This window comes from Chitinophaga sp. GbtcB8 (assembly GCF_019091455.1).
Classification (GTDB): Bacteria; Bacteroidota; Bacteroidia; order Chitinophagales; family Chitinophagaceae; genus Chitinophaga.
In genome coordinates this window covers 189,519-210,251 of sequence record NZ_JAGXJN010000007.1, presented here as the reverse complement: position 1 = coordinate 210,251, position 20,733 = coordinate 189,519, and the positions used below count along the sequence as shown (strand labels likewise).

The following is a 20,733-nucleotide window of genomic DNA, read 5'->3' as shown; positions in this document are numbered from 1 at the left end:
ATATCGATCCGGTACAAAAGTGCAAAACCATCTGCAGCAAAAATTGTAAAAATCGGAAGTGCTAATCTTTATAAAAGATCCGGCCAAACTCGTTCTCCGATTTGGTATATTTCAGAGGAGACAGGCCCGTGAAACGTTTGAACTCCTTTATAAAATGCGCCTGGTCGTAAAAGTAATGGTACAGATTATCATTAAAATGACGGCCGCTTCGTGCCCAGGGTTCATAAAATTGCTGGAAACGTATGATGGAACACAAATTCTTTGGGCTTAGGCCTACCTTATGCTGAAATCTATCATTCAGCCACCTGCTGCTATAGCCTGTTTTTTGCTCCAATTGGCGGACCGTTATCTGACCCCTGGTGTTTTTAATCAACCCTACACAATAATCAATCAGGTGATCAGCCGATGACCGCTGAAGCCTTCCAATCAGATACTGCTGTATGACATGCAGCTTTTTTGCGACGGATCCGTGATTGGCGATCATCTCCTGTACCTGGCGGGCTGTATGATCCAGGACCTCATCCAACAGAAAGATCCTGTTTTTTACTTCCGATTGCTTAAGCTGAAAAAAACGGTAGGCGCCTGCTGCTGAAAACTCGATTCCGATAGTACCTGATGGCTTGTCTTGCTCTACATCTATGATCGCCGGGATATCGCCAATACCGATCAATGTCAGGCGGGATTCCTTTGACAGGTGATACATAGTTTCGTTTTTACCCGAAACCCCATTGCGAAACGGTATCGTTAATTTAACCATGCCATTCGGAACAATTAAACGCATGTCTTCGGCTGGAATACGGCCGCTGCTTTCGAAAACCCATATTTTGCTGACATAGCCATTAAGTTGTGGATATGGCTTGATATGGGTTATTCGCATGTTCATATGTGGGCAGTGTTGGCTTTTTTAAAGCTGCAAAATGTAAAACTCTGCATGGTGTCAAAAGGAGTGACATGATCCTCTGTAATGCATTTTATTTTTTGAAAATCTTTGGCCAGGGTTTGCTGTAATGCTGCTTCAGAATATTGCCTGACAGGAAGCCCGCTGCATTTCTCAGGACCCTCATTTGAAAAAGTGCCAATGATAAGATATTGTTTGACGCTTTTACCAGCAAGCTCCAGGAGCTTACTGTCGCCACCGCCGACATCAATGATCCGGGCTTTTTTGGAAACGGCAGCGTCTTTGATGAAATCAAGTGAGGTTTGTGGAACAGCCTGTGTCCAGCTAACCTGTTCGGGTGATTTTGTCTGATACACCTGTTCCCAATGCTTCTTTCTTTCATCCATATCTTCGTCTTTCTTCAAATTTACTGGTTAGTACGTTTTTATAGTAAAAAATTTAATCTGCCTCACTCCAACTGATCAGGTAAACGATGTAGACGCTTTGTAGTCGCCTTCTGAGGCCATGGTAGTAGGTCTGTAGTCGCATTAAAATGCAAAGAGTCCCGCCTGCCACCTATTTTTGAGGAATGCTTTTCACCGCATGACCCACACCTCAACACGAACAAAAAAGAAAAGAATGATCAGAAAAATTAAGCAATTAACAGGTGCATTACTATTATTATTAGCTACAACCTCTATTCTTCAGGCACAATCCTCACCCTCAATACTCCTGGTATATGACGACTATTCCGGTACAAGAGCCGGCCTTACCTATTGGAAAAACGGAGAGATCATCCAGCTGACGGATGGTAAAACACATGCAGGAGCATCGGCCATTGCTTTATCAGGCAATGATGTGTATGTAGCCGGTTACCAGGATAACGTTGCAGGAGAGCCTGTTGCCACCTATTGGAAGAATAAGGAAGCCATCGCACTCTCTGATGGTAGCACCTATGCAAAAGCAGAAGGTATTAGTATCTCCGGCCAGGATATACATGTGATTGGAAATGATGGCCGCCAGGCTATGTACTGGAAAAATGGAAAGGGCGCCTCATTTGGGGAGGACACTAAATTAAATGCCATTGCCCTCAGCGGAAACGATGTTTATATAGCCGGTTACCAGGCAAATGACCAGGGGGAATATGTGGCTACCTGCTGGAAGAACGGGAGCGCAAAAGCGCTGACCGATGGTACAAAGAGTGCGGAAGCTCATGCTATTGCCATCTCCGGCAATGACGTTTATGTGGCGGGTTTTGCAATTAATTCAGCCGGGGAAGAAGTGGCCATGTACTGGAAGAACGGAGAGCCAGTTAAACTTGCCGGTGGCTGCAGGGCAGATGCGATTGCCATATCCGGCAATGATGTATATGTGGCCGGGATCACCAGGAACCAGGCAGGCGCCAATATTGTTGTTTGCTGGAAAAATGGAACTGCCGTGCGGTTAACCACCGGGGATGAAGCTTCCGGCGCCGGGGTAAAGGTGATCACTGTAGCTGGCAACGACGTTTATTTAGCCGGTTATCTGGATGGCAGAGCCACGTATTGGAAAAATGAAAAGCCGGTAAGGCTGAATGACATAATAGGAGGGATAAAGGGAATGGTGGTTAAGTAAGAAATACCAGGGCGTTTTGCCCTGGTATTCTTTTTTAGCGCATAACCTTAATCTCATAATCTTCCAATCCATAATCATAAAGGTCATACGCATTCCCTGGTGGCTGTGCTTTTATATTGTACCATTTCCCGGGATCAACTAAACCGGGAGCCGGCTTGTTGTAAAAGGGTCCTAGAACATTTTTCAGGCTGCCTATTACCGTTACCTCAATCTTATTAGCTCCATTTTTTACAAATTCCCCGATAGGGAGTGTATTGGGTTCGGCAGTGATGATGCCGGCAAATACGCCATTGACCTTTACTGCTGCTACAGTGCCCTTCCATTTATCTAATGTTACTGCGTAGGACCGGACCGGGGCCGCTGCTGTAAATGTTTTCGTATAGGTAATACCCTGGCCATATAAAGGCAAGCCCTGTTTGTTCCAGTAACCGGGCTGTAAGGGTTGCGGTTTGACAATGTTCCAGCCCTGTGTTGCTGCTGCCAGGTTAAAATCGCCTAAAACATAAACAGGCTCAATTTCGGCATAAATGCTCATGGGCGAAACGCTTATGGCCAGCTCATTATCCCCGGTTTTTACATAACTGCCAATGCGGTATACGCCAAATGAGCGGTCCAGCCACCATTGCCCGGGTTCGTTCTTAATGGCGGTACCATTGATTTTTACATCGTGCCAAAGTCCGGGTTGTTCTACCACCGCTTTAAAGTTCCGGACATCCACCCCGGCCTCCACATTAAAATGATAAATAGCCGTATAGCCGGTACCGGTAGCAAAAGTGTCGCGCTTAATAATGGCGTCTTTGAACTGAGTACGGTTATTCCAGGGATTGCCCACGCCATCTGTAACGCCATTGTGTTTGAACGCTGTATTGGAAGCCTGGCCCACATGTATATGGGTATAGTTTGAATCCGGCTGATGTAAATGAAGATCGCAAAAATCAATGGTCAGGGTATTGTATGCAGGCCGGCTCACTTTGGTTGGGGAAGCGTTTACAGTGGCCCATTTTGCAGGCGGCACTGCTGGTTTATAGCCGGGTAATTTTTTATCAGCAATAAACAGCGCCAGGCTGCCGGCCGGCGGAATATTAAAGTCGAATTGCAGGTCCTGTTCATGCTGCGAATAGCTAATCCGGGAGATGCTTCCGGTATTCAAATCCAGCTGTACTACATCCCGGCCCTGCATGTTAATGCTGCCCGTAGAGGCGCCGGTCATGCTGGCATTGGTTAACAGTAATAGCTCACCATTGGCCAGTTTGCGGCGCTGGTGATAAATGTTGCCCCCGATGTTATCGCCTTTTATTCCTGTAATGCTGAAACCTTCATTGTGGAACAGCTGTTGCAACGTATCCCGGCTTACGTTATGAGGCTGGCTGATGCTAGACAGCTCCCTGCTCTCTGCGCCATCTACCAAGCGTAATTGTTCAAAACAGATCACTTTTCCACCAGCTGCCATATATGCTTTCATTAAACGGAAGGTGGCGCTGTTTATATTTTCCATACCCGGCGGTATCACTACCACTTTGTAGGCCCGTTTGCCTATTACAAAGCTGTTGCCATCAACCCGGCCATGATCTTTGATCACGTTCTCTGAACCCAGGTCATATTCCAGCTGCGATCTTTGCATCAGGGTCACGAAATCATTAAAGCTTTTGGTGATCTCGAAGAAACGTTTGTGCTCAGCGCCCCTGGCGTAATACATCCAGGCCGAAGTGGTAGGTTCAATTACCAGGATGTTGTTATACTGCTGCCCCCGGGATAACAGGTAAGAGAGGCGGCTGAAGTAATGATTCATGAAACGGTAATAGGGCCACCAGGGCTCATGATAAGAGAAGCTGGGCGGATAATCATATTTACGTGCGCCCGTTAACGTCATGAACGATAAATGCTGATTTAAAAAGTTAATCCCTAATACAAATTCCCAGTCGGCCAGGCGTTTCATATCCTTAAAAGTAAGCTCCCAACCGCCGCCGCCGTACGTTTCAGACAGGGTGCGTGTTTTACCCAGCTGATTAGCCACACTGCCCAGCTCCCGTACAGCGCGTATATTCCCAAACTGCACGGGTTTATCTTCATTGAATTGATTAAAGAGCATATCAATACCCGGCATCTGATGCCATGCATACATGGCCATATTATCCGGGCCATGGTAGGGGCTTGGCCAGCCATGTTCCCAGTAATGCCCGGTCCAGGTAAGCTGATGATCGCTCATGTAGGCGGATACGGGTTTAGACCATCGCTCCACAAATAATTCCAGCAATACCTGGTAGTAATTATGGCGCACCCGCTTCCAATCGCCTGTTTCTGTGAACAGGGATGGCAGCTGTAAGCGGAGATCGTATCCCCAGTTTTTGTAAAACCTGTCAAACAGGTCAGGCGTCCAGCGTACACTGTTGCGCCCTTCATTAATGATGGTGGGTTCATCAGAAAAAACGCCTTTGACCGTTTTGCCAAATTCCCTGCCCACCACTTTTTCATAACTTTTGTAGGTAACATCAATGAACTTATCTGTAACGCCTTTGGCCATCAGGTCTACGTAAGACACGCCTATAGGTCCAGCAACCGAACCCCGGTTAGACCTTTGGTAATTTACTTTTCTGAATAGCTGGTAATGCCCGGTTTTTCCTGCTTCATCGGGTAAATGAGCGGTAACATCCTTATAAGATCCATTTTCCTCTTTAAGACATACAAAAAATGTGGAAGCGTCAGCAGGTAATTGGGTGGCTGCTTCCATAAATAACATTTGCCCCTGGTTGTACGCTTCCGGCATTTGCTCGCCTACTAATCCGCCTGCAAAACCTGTAGGGTAGGAGTTTTCATCATAGATCCAGATATTCAGGCCCAGCTTTTTCCCCTGCTGCACTGCATATTCAAACAGATTAAACCACTCTTTTGATAAGTATTCCGTAATTAACCCGGGGCGTGCATGAATGATCACACCGCCAAAATCATTCTTGCGGTAATCATTCAGCATGGAATCAATATTGCTTTTGGTCACCTTCGTATTCCATACCCAGAATGGCACGGTTCCATAATCCCGGCCCGGGCTTTTAAACCCGGCTGCTACCTCTTCAAAACGTTCTGATGGCTGCTGTGCCTTTACACCGGAAGCAACAAATACTGCAGCGATTATGAAAGCATGGAATGAAAATTTTTGCATGGCTCCTATTTATTTTTGTTATCCAGTACAGTGCGCGTAATAATACTTCTATGGCCCGCAGGCGTAATAACAATGGTTTTGAGAGTAAGGGTCTTCCCCCTGGGAATGGTAATGGTTACAGGTTCCGTGTATGGGTGATCGTAGTCGCCCGGCGGCCGGTTGTTCAGCGTGTAAAAGATCCGGGCTCCCGGCACAGGCGGCACCGCTTCAAACCTGAAAGTACCGGTTACGATGGTTGTATCCGTGTAATTAAACGCCGTGGGCACGCGGTAGTTAATACCCGCTTTATCGAAGTGCCTCAGGTGTGCCGGTAACACAGTGCCGGCAAAACGTTGATAATCTTTATCAGCCTGGGCGCTCCATCCTGTTTCTGCCAGCGCCAGCATACGGGGTAGCAGCATGTATTGCAGTTTAGATACATCCTGGATGTTCTCGGTCCATACGCAGCCTTCCACGCCCATAATGTGTGTACGCTCCGTTGCGGATAATGCAGGGTATTCCGGATTATACTGGTAGGCTTTCCATACCGGCGCATTGCCGCCATGGCTGGATGGTTCCTGGTCTGAAGTACTTTGCGCATAGTCAAAGTAAAGCCCGTTATTACCGGGCGCCAGCACAATGTTCAGCCCTTTTTTAATTTGCGCAATGGCGTCCTTTTCACCAAAGCGGTTCATGATGGTAATGCTGTCTTTTGCATTGCCGGCTGCTACCTCATCCCAGGCGATCAGCTTTTTGTGTTTGGACTGAATGATCTTATTTAGCCTTGAAATAAAATAGCTTTGCAGCTCATGGGTATCATTGAGGTGGTGTTCCTTCATGAAGCGCTGCACACTGGTATCCTTTTCCCAAAAGCCTTTGTAACATTCATCCCCGCCAATATGAATGTAAGGGTAGGGGAATAAGGCGGCTACCTCTCCGAATACTTTATCAAGGAACTGGTACACCCGCTCATCAGTGGGATTCAGCGAATTATCTTCAAACATTTCAAAACCACCTGTGGGAAACCATTTGGCAAAGGGGCTGCCGGGATTCACTTTAGTACCGGCATTATGCGTAACACATAGTTCAGGATAGGCTGCTATGGCGGCCATAGCATGGCCTGGTGCATCTATTTCAGGAAGTATTTCAATATGTCTTTCAGCAGCGTAGCGGATAATTTCCTTCACCTGCTCCTGTGTGTAAAAGCCGCCATCAGTGGCCGGTTCACCGGGTTGCGGCGGCAGGGTAGCGCCGCTAAACTCAATGCGTGGCACCCGCCAGGCGCCTGCTTGTGTTAGCTCAGGACAGCTTTTTATTTCCAGCCGCCAGCCCTGGTCGTCCGTAAGGTGCCAGTGAAAACGGTTCAGCTTATAGTAGGCCATCAGGTTAAGTAGGTCTTTGATCTGTTGCACCGTAAAGAAATGCCGGGAAACATCCAGCATCAGGCCGCGGTAGCCAAAACGGGGCGCATCTTCTATGATAAGGCAGGGAATGGCAGCTGCTCCGTTTATGGGTGCAGGGATTAGCTGCAATAAGGTTTGCATGCCATAGAACAGGCCCGCATTACTGCCGGTAAGCGTAATACGCTTAGGTGTTACTGTCAGCCGGTAACCCTCTGCAGGTAGCTGTTCTGAGCCGCTTGTAGTAATAAGCAGCTCCGGCTGCTGGCCCGCGGCACCTGTTATTACCCTGTTCCTGAATTGCCAGGTGTTGAATAAATAGTCTGTGAAATATGCAACAGCATTTTTTTCCTGAACAGCTGTGCGGATCGGGATATTGGAATCGAAAACAAAATAGCCGGTATCAATTTTTACGGAACGGGGCATGGGGATCAGTGCCGGTGTATGCTGCTGTGCAGTACTGCTTCCGGCGCTCATGCCCAGCAGTGCCAGGCAACAGGTATATATTCTAAAGTACATTACTGGTAATTGTCATAAACTATTTTTACTTTATAAAAACAAGCGCCATTTACTATTCTCGATCCCTGCCATGCGGATTGTCTATATGACCGGGAGCCCCATTGGCTCCCGGTTTTTTGCTGCAGGCTATTTGAAAAGCAGCCAATGATACGGCAGCGCCTATCATCACAATTCGTCTCATAGGATATGTATCAATAATAGTTAGGATCAAATGTTTTTCCTTTATAAATAGCGGCCCCGCTTACGGTGCGGGAGTCCGTAGCAGTGCCGGTAGTGGCATTGAAAAAATTAACAGTTGCCGTACACCATGAATTGATGGTGCAGCCTGAGCTGGGCTGTGTTGATACAAGGGTATTCTGACCGGGTTGACTGCTGATGGCTTTCACAAAGGTGCCCTGTACCGCTCCTGGCATGGTGCTGAAGGTGCCGGTGGAGATATGGAAAATATAAACGCCGCCATTGGTGGTAAGCAGCAGCTGGTCCGGATCATTCACATCAGCGCTAAGATCGTGGCCCCAGGCGCTGGGCAAAGTTGCATAAGTAGTTTCCAGGTGCAGCTTGGGATTGGTGATGGTGCCGCCGGATGCGGGAGAATTATAAGTGTATTTTCTCAGCTGATTTCCCAGCGCCCAAAGCACCTGGTGTGTTTGATCCCAAAGCACTGCGTGCACGGAAGTGAAACCGTATTGTGTGTATACGCCATGATTAGGGGAGGGCTGTGACGATGAATATACACGGATAAAACCCTGCGGCCATGCAGTGCCGGCACTGGCTACCACACAATTTCCATCAGGTAATATTTCCATTGCATGCAGGCTGGTGGTATCATTAAAGCCCATTACCCACAGCTTTTGCCCCCGCAGGCCCGTACCTGTATAACGTGCAATTGTGGCCAGCCGGTAGGAGGTAGCGGTGATCACCTGCGCGGTATTTGCAAATACAGTATTATTCCGCACCTTGATGTCTGTAGGCGTATCCCAGAGTGATATTTCACTGGAGCTAATGTACGACAGGTCAGTGGTGGGCATCCAGCTCCATTTAGGTGTGGTCCAGGAAGCATCTGCAGGGTCATAGACCTCAATTTTTTTGGTGGCCTGGTTGGTAATAGCTACCCAGCAACAGGTGGCCTCTGTTTTGGGCGCCCTTTTTGGCGTTTCGTCTTTTAATTGTACCTCATCTGTTTTCCGGGTACAGGAAGCTACCAGTACAACCAGCACAATAACACTCAAATTAGCACAGGTATACCGTAAGCAGGAAATACCTGCCATGTTCATGATCTGTTTCATTATTATGGGTTTTGGTTAATGGTTAATATCCAGGGTTGGGAGTGAGTTTATCGTTCAGTAATATTTCGGCATTGGGTATGGGAAACAGCAGCCGGTCCTGGGTAACATTATAGCTGCCCGGCTGCAGGTAACTATACTGCGCCTTTTGTTTAACGCCAAATGCGTTCATGACTGTAATGGCATTGCCGGTGCGTACCAGGTCCAGCCAGCGCTTATTTTCAAAGGCCAGCTCTACCCGTCTTTCCTTTAAAAGAATAGCCTGCAAAGTTGCCTGGTCTGTGGTGGTGATATTGTGTGTAGCATCACCAAAGGCGCGTGCTCTTACAGCATTCAGATAAGGTAATGCTTCACCGGATCTGCCTTGCTGATTGAGGCTTTCTGCCAACAGCAGTAAAACTTCTGAATAGCGGTAAACCGGCCAGTTATCATTCGTTTGGCCACCGATCGTATGTGTATGGAGGAATTTCTTAGGAAAGGGCCGGCCTGCTTTGCCTGCAGGCGCGGTATAATTTACAGCTGATACTACCGCAGTGGCCGTAAAATCATCTGTGGCGTTAAAGGTGCCCTCTGCTATAGCGATAGATGCATCCAGCCGCTGATCGCCTGTTTCATAAGTGTTGATCAGGTCCTGTGTAGGCGTGTTAAAACCACCTACAGTTGTAACGCTGTTGAAGTTTACGCCTGTTACCACCGTGGTGTTGGTCATACGCGGCAGGAAATTGTAAATAGAAGCATCGGTATTAGCTTGTGGTATGGCCAGGCCGGTGTTGAACTGGATCTCAAATACAGATTCCTTACCGTTTTTGTTGCCCGGCTGAAAAGCATCGCCATAATTTGGGAACAGCGTGTAGCCCATAGCCGTTACCTGCTTTAAGGCGCTTTCAGCAAGGTCATATTTTTTCAGGATAAGATATACGTCGCCCAGCAGGGTAAGCGCCGCACCTTTTGTAGCACGCCCGGTTTGCGGGAAAGCCGGCGCATCCAGCTTAGCTGCAGCATCAGTAGCATCGGCAATGATCAGGTCATATACTTCCTGTACGGTAGAGCGCGGGATATACGTTTCTTCACGGGTAAGCGGTGCATGTTTATAAATGGGCAGCCCGCCATAAAAGCGCACCAGGTCAAAGTATACCAGTGCGCGGATAAACTTTACCTGGCCCAGAATAACATTGCGGCTGGCCTCAGAGAGCTGAATGTCATCAATATGATCTATGACCAGGTTCACAGCCGATATTGCGTTAAAGCCTGCATTCCATTTAGGCGGCGTCTGGTTATTATATTTATCATCCAGGAAATCAGCTACTGCGTAGCGGTTTACGGTGGCTACCGCCTGGTCAGATGATTTATAGTCATAGTGCGTGTTATCAGAACGCATTTCGCCCATGATCCAGGCGCTTTTGTTATTATAAAGCCCGCGCAATTGAGCATAGGCGCCATTCACCGCCAGGTCAAAATCATTCTGGTTTTTGAAGTAGCTGTCTAAGGTTCCATTGTTTGGATTGGTTTCAGTAAGGAACTTTTTACACGATGCCAAACTTAATACCGCTATTATTAAAAAGGAGATCTTTTTCATTTTTGCTGATTTTTAAAGGCCAAGGTTCAAACCAAGCGTATAGGTTCTTTGCAGGGGATATGCGCCCAGGTCCTGTCCCTGCTGAGTTACAAATGCCAGGCCGCCCGCGCTTACCTCCGGGTTGCCCGGGTAGCTGGTGAAGATGTAAACGTTTTGTGCAGACGCATACACTCTCAGGCTCCTGATATAGGGTGTCCTGAATTTTCTCAGCATATACCCCAGCGTAATATTGTTAATGGTAAGGTGAGAGGCGTCATGGATAAACAGCGTATTATCCGTACGGTAGGCTGCAGTGGTATTAGCTAAGGTACGCGCCACCCGTCCATTACCGGGATTATCTTCAGAGCGCCAGCGGCCCAGCAGTTCCGGCGGGCCATTGAATACACCATCCAGGTTGTAAGTACTTTCCTGCATGCCATTTTTCAGCTTATTGCCGTAAGTGCCTGACATAGCAATGTTCAGATCAAAGTTTTGGTATTGAAAGGTATTGCTGATGCCAAATATAAATTTGGGATTGGGATCACCGATCACGGTTTGATCATCGGGGTAAGTGATCTTGCCATCACCATTCAGATCCTTAAACCTCACGGTGCCTGCCTGTGAAAGGGTAGTGGAGCCGGTTCCATAATATTTAGGTCCGGCATTGGCTTCCGCCTGGTTTTTGAAAATGCCATCAAATACATAACCATAAAACTGCCCGATAGGCTTGCCAACAAGGGTACGGTAGTCAGTGAACTCTGATAGCGTGGTGGTGGGTTTATCAGCAAAGGAAATATTATTTAACCCGATGCGTTTAACAAGGTTCCTGTTAAACGAAATATTAAAGTCGGTGTTCCATTTGAGTTTTCCGGTCAGGTTCTTGGTGCTTACTGTAAACTCATGTCCCCATTGGCTGATATCGCCCAGGTTATCCTGCACGGTTGTAAAACCCGAAGATTGCGGAACTGGTACTACAAATAATAATCCCGCTGTTAGCTTATTGTAATAATCGTAAGAGAAAGTAACCCGGTTGTTAAACAATCCCAGGTCAAAGCCGGCATCAAATTGCCGGTTACGCTCCCAGGCCAGTCGCTGGTTACCCAGGCTGCTTTGCGCTTTTCCCGGCGCCAGGCCGTTGGAAAAAGTATAATTGCTGTTACTGATAGCGGCTACGGTAGTATAGTTACCTATTTCGGCCATGCCAGTCAAACCATAGCTGGCCCTTAGTTTCAGTAAACTCAGGTTTGATACATTCTTTAGGAAGGATTCATCGCTAACGATCCAGCTTGCACCTACGGAAGGGAAAGTGCCCCATTTATTTCTGTCTCCGAAACGTGAGGACCCGTCTCTTCTTATGGTTGCCTGCAAATAGTAACGGTCCTTGTAGCTGTAATTCAAACGGCCGAGGAATGAAGCCATTGACCAGGCGTTAAAGTCGGAGATATTGGTAGTAAAACGTGTAGCTGCTCTTAAAGTGGAAATGCTGTTGTCCGGGTAATCGCGGCCAACCACATCGCTTGAAAAGCCTGTAGAGCGCTGTATGGTAAAGCCGCCTAATAATCCCAATGAATGCTCGCCAAATTGCCGCTGGTAGTTAAGGGTGTTTTCATTCAGCCAGGAATAATCATTGTTAATGGCTGATTCACCCAAAGCTGTATTATTACCAGGCGGCGGATTTTCCATCGGCAATGCGTTAAAGCCACCCATGGAAGTAGATGGAATAAACCGGTTGCGGGTCATGTTCCCAATGTCGGCATTACCTGATGTGCGGAAGGTCAGGTTATCCGTGAGCTTTATTTCTGTGAACACATTTGCCAGCACACGGAAGCGGTTAGCATCATCCTTTACTTCAAGCAGCTGCCGCAGCGGGTTTGCCCACACAAACTGGTTGGTAAAACCTGAAATGCCCAGGGCCAGTGATCCATCAGGATTGTAAGGTGAGCCCATTGTAGGCATCATAGAGGCTGCGGCAAAAATGGCACGCTGTCCATCCACATTAAACCCGGCCCCCTGCCTGTTGTTATGTTCCAGCTGCAAAGAGGGTGCAATACCCACGCCCACCTTTACACGTTTACTAACGTTGAAATCACCGTTCATGCGTAATGAAAAACGCTTGTAGCCGGTGTTCACAAGGATGCCCTGCTGATTAAAATAACCACCTATAACACTGTAGGCGGCTTTATCATTACCGGTATTAATGGACAGGCTGTAGTTCTGTACAGGCGCATTCCTGGTCAGCACACTGAACCAATCCGTGCCTTCCCCATATTGTTCCGGGTTCTGATATACGACTGGTATGCCGCCGGTATAACCTTCGTATTTGATCTTATCTTCATAAAACCCTTTCATGTAAGTAGCCAGCTGAGTGGCATTCATAACAGGCGGTATCAGCTCACGCATCAGGGAGGCGCTTCCGTAATAGGAATTGAAATTTATTTGCGGAGCGCCGGATTTTCCTCTTTTGGTAGTAATGAGGATAACACCGTTGGCTGCGCGTGAACCGTATAAAGCGGTTGATGAGGCATCTTTCAGAATGGTAAAGGATTCTATTTCGTCGGGGTTAAGGTTGTTGATGTTGTCAGGGTCGCCCACCATAGGCTGCCCGTCAACTACCACCAACGGGCGTACGCTGGATGAGAGTGATGCGGCGCCGCGTATGCGCAGGTCCATTCCCTGCCCGGGCCGGCCAGTGGTTTGCGCTACCTGTGCGCCTGGCAGCTTGCCCTGTAACCTTTCTGCAAAGGTGCCGGTGGGCTGATCTTTAATACCAGTAGCAGAGAGCGTTGCTACCGAACCTACAATTTCACGCGTATTTTGTTTACCGTAAGCCACTACCACCTCATTTAGCTGCGAGGTGGCTTGTTCCAGCTCCACATTAATAATAGTTCTGCCATTAATGGGTACTTCTTTGGGCGTGTAACCCAGGAATTTGAATATTAACACGCCGTCTGTATCCGGCACATTAAGGGTATAAGTACCGTCGCCCAATGTAGCGGTCCCTGTCTGGGAATCTTTAAGCCTTACAGCCACCCCGGGTAATGGGTGATCATTGATATCAGTAACGCGTCCTTTAATAGTAACGCTCACCATCGTTGGTTCGGGTTTACGTGTTACTATAATCGTATTTGCATGGATCGTGTACGTAAAAGGCTGACTGTCGAAGCTTTTCTGCAATACTTCTTCCACCGTTGCATTGGTTAGCTGCAGGGCTACGGGTCTGGCATCCTTTAAAATTTCAACATCCCACAGCACATTATAACCGGTTTGTTTACGGATCTGGCGGAATACCTCTTTGAGCGTGATCTGTTTGGCTGATAATGTTACCTTTTGAGCATAACCGGAGGCGCTTACTTCCATTAACGCTGCAATCATTAAAACAACAGTCAGTTTCATAACCAACAGGATTTTTTTGAGCGTGGGGCCGGTTTTTTCAGGGCGCACGCCAGGTATGTAAATTTTCATTACATTTGAATGTTTGAGTTTAATAATCAGATAACTGTGACTACAATAGCGTTAGAAATTTGTTTTTCGCAGGATAAGCTCAAACTGCCCGGGGGCGCTGGAACGCTCCCGGTTTTTTATGCCCTCCTGTTTTTTGTGGATGTTTTTTTATGGCATAACTGTGATCCTCCTTCCTTCTGTTTTAAAGTGTACGGTACCTGTTAATTCCAGCATATTTAATACTTCCGAAACATTTTTTGACCGCGATAAGCTACCGCCAATGGCTTTTCCTGAAACATCGCCCTGATAGCTGATCTCTACATTATACCAGCGGCTGATCTGCCGCATGATGCTTTCTATCTTTTCATTATCAAATAAGAAGTACCCGTTTTTCCATGCCGTAGCAGCTTCTGTGTCTCCATCTTTTATATTGAGCTTGCCGGAGGTTTTATTTAATATGGCTGCATTGCCGGGAACCAGCAAGGCATTGGCCTGGCCGCAATCTACTTTTACGGAACCTTCAAGAAGCGTAACAATATTGTGCTGCTCATCCGGGTAAGCGTTAATATTAAAATGTGTGCCTAATACCCTAACGGTCATGGGCGCTGCTGATCCTGCATTTACCGTAACAAAGAACGGCCTGGCCTTATCTTTAGCCACCTCAAAATATGCTTCGCCTGTAAGGGTTACATTTCTTTCATTTCCGGGAAATGATGTGGGGAAACGCAGTGTTGAACCCGCGTTGAGCCATACTTTGGTGCCATCCTGCAAAGTGATCTGGTACTGGCCGCCATAGGGTGTGTTCAGGACATTATAAACGATATTGGCTGCTGCGTTACCGGCCACCTCATTATAAAACAGGCTTCCACTGTCTGTTTTATTTACAGCGGCATTACCCTGTTGGGATATGATCCCGTTCTTAGCATCTTCCAGCATTACTTTGTCACCGTTAGCCAACGTTAATATTGCTTTGTTCCCTCCGGGGGCAATGTCTTTAAGAACCTGGGCGGTACTGGTTTGCGGGCCTGGCTGATGCTGTAGCTGCGGGACGTAAAAATAGGTTGCAACACCCAGGATGATCAGTACAGATGCAGCTGCTGACAGGTAATACCATAGCCGCCTGTTAGTATTGGGCTTAGCTGCAGGGATATTGATCTGCTGCTGCAGGCGCGTGAGCATGCGCAAATGTACCTGCTCTTCCTCACCGGCATTTTCTGACGGCCATTCAACATCGGTTTGGTTATGATGCTGGTACCAGGCCATTAGCTGCTCTTCTTCTGCAGGTGTAATGGTGCCATCCAGGTATTTTTCGATCAGGTGATATATATCGTCTTTCAACGTACAGGTTTTATGGTTATACAGATATGTACCATAAGTATATTAATAACCCTTAGCCGGGTTGAATATTTTTTTGGAAAATTTTACGGCATAAAGATGCTGGCGAGTAAGATGGCCCATAAGAAAGAGCGGTTCAGTTTAAGCCGCAGTACTTTCAATGCTTTGGTAAGATGCGCCTGCGCCGTTTTTTCCGCAACACCTATTTTCCGGGCCACCTGTGGTATAGTTAAACCTTCTACTCTGCTTAATTTGAATACCAGGCGGCATTGTACAGGTAATGTTTCCACTATGCCATTAATTTGCTGCTGCAGGAACCGGGTATAGATCATTTCTTCATCCCAGGCAGCTATTACAGGACCGGCTGTTTGTTCAATGATCTGCACCCGCCGCTTCTGCCGCAGGCACTGTTTAAAAACAGATAGTCTTACAGCGGTAGCCAGGTAGGCATTAAGGTTATCGATACAAAGCGCTTGCCGCCGGTTCCAAAGACTGATAAAAACCTCCTGTACAATTTCTTCCGAAATGATCTTATCCCTGCAATGATTATATGCAACGGCCAGTAATTTTTTCCAGTAGCGGTCATAAATTTCAGCAAAAGCATGGCCATTGCCCTCACGCAGGGACATCATTAAGTCAGCATCTGTTTGTTGCCGGTACAAGTTCATATAACAGGTAAGTTTCCACTGCCTGCCTTGTTCATAGCCGTATACAGCCCCCCTTTGAGCAGATCGGATACATTGCTCTTCATAACATGGATCATTACAGTTACAGGGATATGTACCATAAGGGCTGTCTTTACCCTTAGTGTGCAGGAGATTTTTTTCAGAAAATTTTAGGGCATGAGGATTTTGAGGAGTATGATCACCCATAAATAAGGGCGGTTCAATCTGAGCTTTAGTACTTTCAATGCTTTGGTAAGATGGGCTTCTGCTGTTTTTTCGGCAATACCCATTCTTTGGGCTACCTCCGGAATGCTTAATCCTTCGTCTCTGCTTAGCTTAAACACCAGGCGGCATTTCTCCGGTAAAACTTCCACTATGCCATTAATATGCTGCTGCAGGAACCGGGTGTAGATCTTTTCTTCATCCCAGGTGCTTAGGGCAGGACCGGCGGCCTGCTCTTTTATCTGATCCCTCCGTTTCTGCCGTACGTATTGTTTAAAAACAGATAATCTCACCGCAGTAGCGAGATAGGCATTTATATTATCGATATAAAGCTCGTTCCGCCTGTTCCAAAGGCCGATAAAGACCTCCTGCACAATTTCCTCCGCAATGATCTTATCTCTGGAATGATTATATGCGATGGCCAGTAATGGTTTCCAGTAGCGGGTATAAATTTCAGCAAAAGCATCCCCGTTGCCCTCACGCAGGGACATTATCAAGTCTGCATCCGTTTGTTGCTGGTACCTGGTCATACGATTGGTATGATACACAAGAATATAAAAATAAACCGAGCTTTTGTATCAGGACATGAAAAGATAATATTTGTGGGGGAATGTTGCCGTGGAAAGCCGGGCTGATTAGTTCATATTTTTCATTGCCCACAATTGTATTTCTATCAATACCGGTTTAAGCGTTTTGCCTTTTTCAGTTAAAGAATATTCAACCGTTGGAGGCATGGTTGCAAAGGCCTTCCGGGTGATGATCTTTCTACTTTCCAGTTGTTTAAGTTCCTTTACCAGCATCCTTGTATTAATACCAGTAACACTTCTTTCAAGTTCCTTAAACCGCATTTTCCCTCCCATCAGGGTATTAATGATTGACATTGTCCACTTTCCTGAGATGAGATCCATCGCTTCCTGAAAGGGGCAAATTTGAGGATCTTTCATCTTTTTTTCATCCTTTAAGGCCATAATGTCCGTATTACTTTACTTTGTGTTACTACCTGCCAAAGGAGTAACTACTTGTAAATGTACTGTAACATGGCTTAATTTGCAATGAACAAAAGGCGCATCTGTTATGTCATTACAAGCCATCGAACTATATATAGCTGAACAGCTACCCAATGTTACAACACTGGATCATTTGGGATACCGGTTCTTCTTCTATGAGACAGACCAGGTACTCCCGTTTGTAACCATTGCGGCATCCGATAATGAGTATGACAAAATATCAAACCTGGATCGTGATGGCGTATTCCGTGTAAATATTGGGGTATCAAAAGATACATACAATAAGCTATTTGCAGATATTAAAACCGGATGGGATTATACGGAGCTAAACCGCTTCATGCCTCACCCGGATTACGCTGCACAATATTTTATTTGTGTACTGAATCCGGAAGGGGATCAGTTATCAGAAACGATTAAGTTTATTGAAGAAGCCCACCTTGTTGCGAAGAACCGCTTTGACAGAAAGCAATCGGCTAAAATGAAGAAGCCTGAATAAATTATGGACGCATAAATCCCAATCCAAAGGCAGTGCCCGCGCCCAGCAATGCGCCCGCCGTAACATCCGATGGGTTGTGCACACCCAGGTACAGTCTGGAATAGCCTACGGTGCCGGCCCATAACATAGCCGGCGCAATTACATACCATTTGGGATAAGCCCTTGCCAGCGCCGTTGCGCTGCTGAAAGCAGAAGAAGTATGGCCGGAAGGAAAAGAATAGCCGCCCGGCGTATACACCGGTGTAAAATTCACATGCAGCTTAAAGGGGCGGGGCCTTTTGAAAATGAGCTTCAGCGCAGTGTTGAGCAGGGTAGTAGTAGCCATGCTGGTAGCTATATATAATGCATTTTGCCGCATATCCCGGTTATGATCTATTATACCGCCTATCAGCAGCCCGGCCGGTATGGCCACATTCATATAGTCGTTTGTGTTAGATACGAGCAGGAGGAACTTTGTTTGCCCGGCAGTGCGGGTATCCGCTATATTTTGCAGCATATGAATGTCAAAGGAATCAATCCTTGCCTGGGCGGTAGCCGTGGTGGTGAACAGGAGCAGGAGTGCGTAGAGCCATGTATGTTGTACTTTCATTATGCGCCGGGTTAGAGGTTAAAAATACGGCTTAAATGCGAAAGGGGGTATATGCTTCCAGGCATCCTGATCTTACCCAGGCAGATGTACATCTCATCACAGAGCACATTCGCAGCTACAACGACAATTAATATATATCAGTTTTTATTAATTTAATTATCTTGCAACTTAGGTATCACCACATCAATCACCTTACCAGTTGCTAACCCGCTGGTTATTAAAACAAACCGCAAAAATGGACTTTGCCTATACCAATGATCAAATAGAGGAGATCCTGAACTGGACCCTATCCGGCCTTACTATGTACTACCGCGACAGCGAGCTGCCGGCAGATGTTATCGCCAAATACCAGGTGGGACACATCTTCCGCTCACAAACTTTTGTAGATGTATCCGGTTTTGCCGGTCAGCTTACAAAAAGCTGCCGTTTCATTTTTGCAAGCAGCAAAGCCGCACCGCTTTATAAGGTCAATCCTGACATTGAAAAGTGGCAGCAGCACACCATCAATGCCGATAGTTATTTTAAAGTACTGGATATTTATCAGAAAGAGGGTAAAACCCAGCTGTTCTTATTGCACATTCCGGCAAAAGCAACTGACTTTTTTAAGAGCACCGTATTACGTTTAGGCGATGATAACCTGGAAGAGCAGTTCATTGGGAAAGCAAGGGCCAGCTTAGATCAGAAAATGCAGATGCCGCCCGCGCCTGCGCTGGAAGAAGCAGAGTGGGTGCACCGTACGGAATTTCCCATTGGACTGGATGTTAAAAATGAATTTTTTCCGATGCAGCCAACAACCCCGCTTCTCCCGCAGGCAGCGCCACTGGCAAATGCCATCAGGAAAATGACGAATGATACGGCATTGAATAAAGCGGCAATCGTGGAGCCGCCGGCTGTTAAAGACACCGGCCGTTTCTGGAAGAAAATGTTTTGATAAGCAAAAGCCCCGCACACAAAGTACGGGGCCGGCGTATTATACAATAGATGGAAAAATTATAACGTCTTAGGCGAGTATACTTTGATCACGCCATCATCTTCGCTGCTTACAATTAACAGGCTCTTTTTGGTAGGGCTGTCCTTAGCAGCCACAAACAGCACGCCTTCCGGCGCATCGCCGGATTTCAGCAGCTGCAGGTACACCGGAGCCGTAGGGTTGCTTACATCATACACGGCCACCGCATCGGCTCTTTCCATACCAATGAACGCAATGTTCTTGTTACCCACCAGTCCCAGGGCAACGCCTTCCGGCTCTACACCCTTATCATCGCTGCGGCCATCATCATAATAACCCGCTGCATTGGTTTTTACTTCCAGCTCATTTTTACTGTCAAACACCATAGCGCCGGTATTGCCGTTCCATACGCTGAAAGAGCGGGCGCCAAAGGAATACAGCGTTTCATATAAGCCATCGCCATTAGCATCGCCCAGGGTAGTGGTAATATTCAGACGGCCCAGCTGCTCATCTTTCTGCAGATCAGCTGCATTGGGAAAAGCAGTGGGATCCAGGGAAATGCTTTTAATACGTTTAGCTTCTTCAAAACCGTCATACTCGCGTACATCGCCTTCGTTCACCGTAAACAGGTAGGGCACAGCGCCATTCTGTAATACGGCAATCGCATCCGGCTGGTACATACTTTTTACAGGCCATTTTTTAAAGCTAACACCACCGTCTTTGTCAGACAGGTCTACGGCATTGGCATCCACATTGTAGTCTTTAAAACCCAGCGGGAAAATATCAGTAGCTGTTTTAGTGGTTATATCAATTTTGGCAATAGCATTATTTTCCTGCAAGGTTACCCAGGCTGTTTTGGAATCCGGTGAAATGGTGATGTACTCCGGCTCCATATCCTGTGCAAAAGAAGCATGCGGGCCAAACACGCGCAGTCCTTTCAATGCCAGGGCCGGCTGCTGGGAGGCAAAACCGCTGAAGTCAATATTTACCACGCTGTAATTATCGTTTACGCTGATCAGGGATACAGAACCTACAGGATCATTCATATAATCTGCACTGGGCTCACCTTCATTGGCGGTAAGAATATATTTACCATCCGGGCTAAAGGTGATCATATCCGGTAAAGCGCCGGTAGGGATCGTTTTAATTTCCGTATAGTCGCTGGTGTTGTATACCGTTACCTTGCCGGGTTGCTGTTTATCCAGGGCTTCTATAGCGGCAGCCAGCTTACCATTGCTTACTGACAGGCTGTTCACTGCGCCGCTGTTAGGGGTAATGGACTTGATCACCGTCATTTTGGAAGGATCAGCAAAGTCTATTACATCTATTTTATTTATTTTATCCGCCTCGTCATTGTGCACCACAAACAGGCGTTTGGTAGCCGGGTCATAAGCGCTGATCTCCGCAGCGCCGGTTTCGCCAATATCCAGGGAGCCAATTTCAGCAAAGGTTGACGGGTCTTCGTTCAGCACGGGATCATGCGGTTCGTCTTTGGAACATGCGGCCAGTATAACCAACATGGCAAGCGGCAATAATTGTTTAGTTCTCATACGTTTAGCTGATATAGGTTTTTAGCAGCCGCAAGAGTAATAAAGCCATATGAACATAAGGTAAAGAAGGTATTATCTAATTGTTAACAGTAACCGCT

The 20,733-nt window shown here is 46.9% G+C and carries 16 protein-coding genes; 3 read left to right on the top strand and 13 right to left on the bottom strand.

Going from position 1 to position 20,733, the window contains the following annotated elements:
- Positions 1–61: 61 nt before the first annotated feature.
- Both KVT36_RS09905 and KVT36_RS09900 read right to left on the bottom strand, forming a co-directional pair.
- Positions 62–883, bottom strand: a complete 822-nt coding sequence (locus tag KVT36_RS09905) for an AraC family transcriptional regulator (protein WP_217603337.1) — start codon at positions 881–883, stop codon at positions 62–64.
- Positions 880–1,302, bottom strand: coding sequence for a hypothetical protein (locus KVT36_RS09900; RefSeq protein WP_254639929.1), 423 nt, complete (start codon positions 1,300–1,302; stop codon positions 880–882). The genes KVT36_RS09905 and KVT36_RS09900 overlap by 4 nt, the downstream gene beginning before the upstream one ends.
- 214 nt (positions 1,303–1,516) lie before the next feature.
- Here KVT36_RS09900 and KVT36_RS09895 point away from each other — a divergent pair, with 214 nt between their 5' ends.
- The gene (locus tag KVT36_RS09895; RefSeq protein ID WP_217603336.1) at positions 1,517–2,491 is read left to right on the top strand and encodes a hypothetical protein; all 975 of its coding nucleotides are present in this window, start codon (positions 1,517–1,519) and stop codon (positions 2,489–2,491) included.
- Between the two features lie 34 nt (positions 2,492–2,525).
- Here the strand turns inward: KVT36_RS09895 and KVT36_RS09890 are convergent, their stop codons facing one another.
- From KVT36_RS09890 to KVT36_RS09850, 9 genes are all read right to left on the bottom strand, one after another.
- Complete coding sequence (locus KVT36_RS09890; RefSeq protein ID WP_217603335.1) at positions 2,526–5,645, bottom strand: glycosyl hydrolase; 3,120 nt, start codon at positions 5,643–5,645, stop codon at positions 2,526–2,528.
- 5 nt (positions 5,646–5,650) lie between these two features.
- Positions 5,651–7,543, bottom strand: a complete 1,893-nt coding sequence (locus KVT36_RS09885; protein WP_217603334.1) for a beta-N-acetylhexosaminidase — start codon at positions 7,541–7,543, stop codon at positions 5,651–5,653.
- Between the two features lie 191 nt (positions 7,544–7,734).
- Positions 7,735–8,829, bottom strand: a complete 1,095-nt coding sequence (locus tag KVT36_RS09880) for a DUF6528 family protein (protein ID WP_217603333.1) — start codon at positions 8,827–8,829, stop codon at positions 7,735–7,737.
- A 22-nt stretch (positions 8,830–8,851) separates the two neighbouring features.
- Positions 8,852–10,402, bottom strand: a complete 1,551-nt coding sequence (locus tag KVT36_RS09875) for a RagB/SusD family nutrient uptake outer membrane protein (protein ID WP_217603332.1) — start codon at positions 10,400–10,402, stop codon at positions 8,852–8,854.
- Positions 10,403–10,414: 12 nt separating this feature from the next.
- Entirely contained in the window at positions 10,415–13,774 is a 3,360-nt protein-coding gene (locus tag KVT36_RS09870; protein ID WP_217603331.1) for a TonB-dependent receptor, read from the bottom strand.
- Positions 13,775–13,990: 216 nt separating this feature from the next.
- The gene (locus tag KVT36_RS09865; protein ID WP_217603330.1) at positions 13,991–15,160 is read right to left on the bottom strand and encodes a FecR family protein; all 1,170 of its coding nucleotides are present in this window, start codon (positions 15,158–15,160) and stop codon (positions 13,991–13,993) included.
- Between the two features lie 83 nt (positions 15,161–15,243).
- Positions 15,244–15,825: a sigma-70 family RNA polymerase sigma factor gene (locus KVT36_RS09860; RefSeq protein WP_217603329.1), complete on the bottom strand. Its 582-nt coding sequence runs from the start codon at positions 15,823–15,825 to the stop codon at positions 15,244–15,246.
- 167 nt (positions 15,826–15,992) lie between these two features.
- A complete protein-coding gene (locus tag KVT36_RS09855; protein WP_217603328.1) occupies positions 15,993–16,574 on the bottom strand; it encodes an RNA polymerase sigma-70 factor in 582 nt (193 codons plus the stop codon).
- A gap of 105 nt (positions 16,575–16,679) precedes the next feature.
- Positions 16,680–17,012 carry a helix-turn-helix domain-containing protein gene (locus KVT36_RS09850; protein WP_254639928.1) on the bottom strand — a complete coding sequence of 111 codons (333 nt, stop codon included), beginning with the start codon at positions 17,010–17,012 and terminating at the stop codon, positions 16,680–16,682.
- 106 nt (positions 17,013–17,118) lie between these two features.
- Between KVT36_RS09850 and KVT36_RS09845 the strand changes: the two genes are divergently transcribed.
- Positions 17,119–17,547 carry a DUF6194 family protein gene (locus KVT36_RS09845; protein WP_217603327.1) on the top strand — a complete coding sequence of 143 codons (429 nt, stop codon included), beginning with the start codon at positions 17,119–17,121 and terminating at the stop codon, positions 17,545–17,547.
- Position 17,548: 1 nt separating this feature from the next.
- On the opposite strand, the gene KVT36_RS09840 is transcribed toward KVT36_RS09845, so the two are convergent.
- Positions 17,549–18,136, bottom strand: coding sequence for a phosphatase PAP2 family protein (locus KVT36_RS09840; protein ID WP_217603326.1), 588 nt, complete (start codon positions 18,134–18,136; stop codon positions 17,549–17,551).
- Between the two features lie 235 nt (positions 18,137–18,371).
- On the opposite strand from KVT36_RS09840, the gene KVT36_RS09835 reads away from it, so the two are divergent.
- A complete protein-coding gene (locus KVT36_RS09835) occupies positions 18,372–19,067 on the top strand; it encodes a hypothetical protein (RefSeq protein WP_217603325.1) in 696 nt (231 codons plus the stop codon).
- A 59-nt stretch (positions 19,068–19,126) separates the two neighbouring features.
- On the opposite strand, the gene KVT36_RS09830 is transcribed toward KVT36_RS09835, so the two are convergent.
- Complete coding sequence (locus KVT36_RS09830; RefSeq protein WP_217603324.1) at positions 19,127–20,635, bottom strand: choice-of-anchor I family protein; 1,509 nt, start codon at positions 20,633–20,635, stop codon at positions 19,127–19,129.
- Between the last annotated feature and the right edge of the window lie 98 nt (positions 20,636–20,733).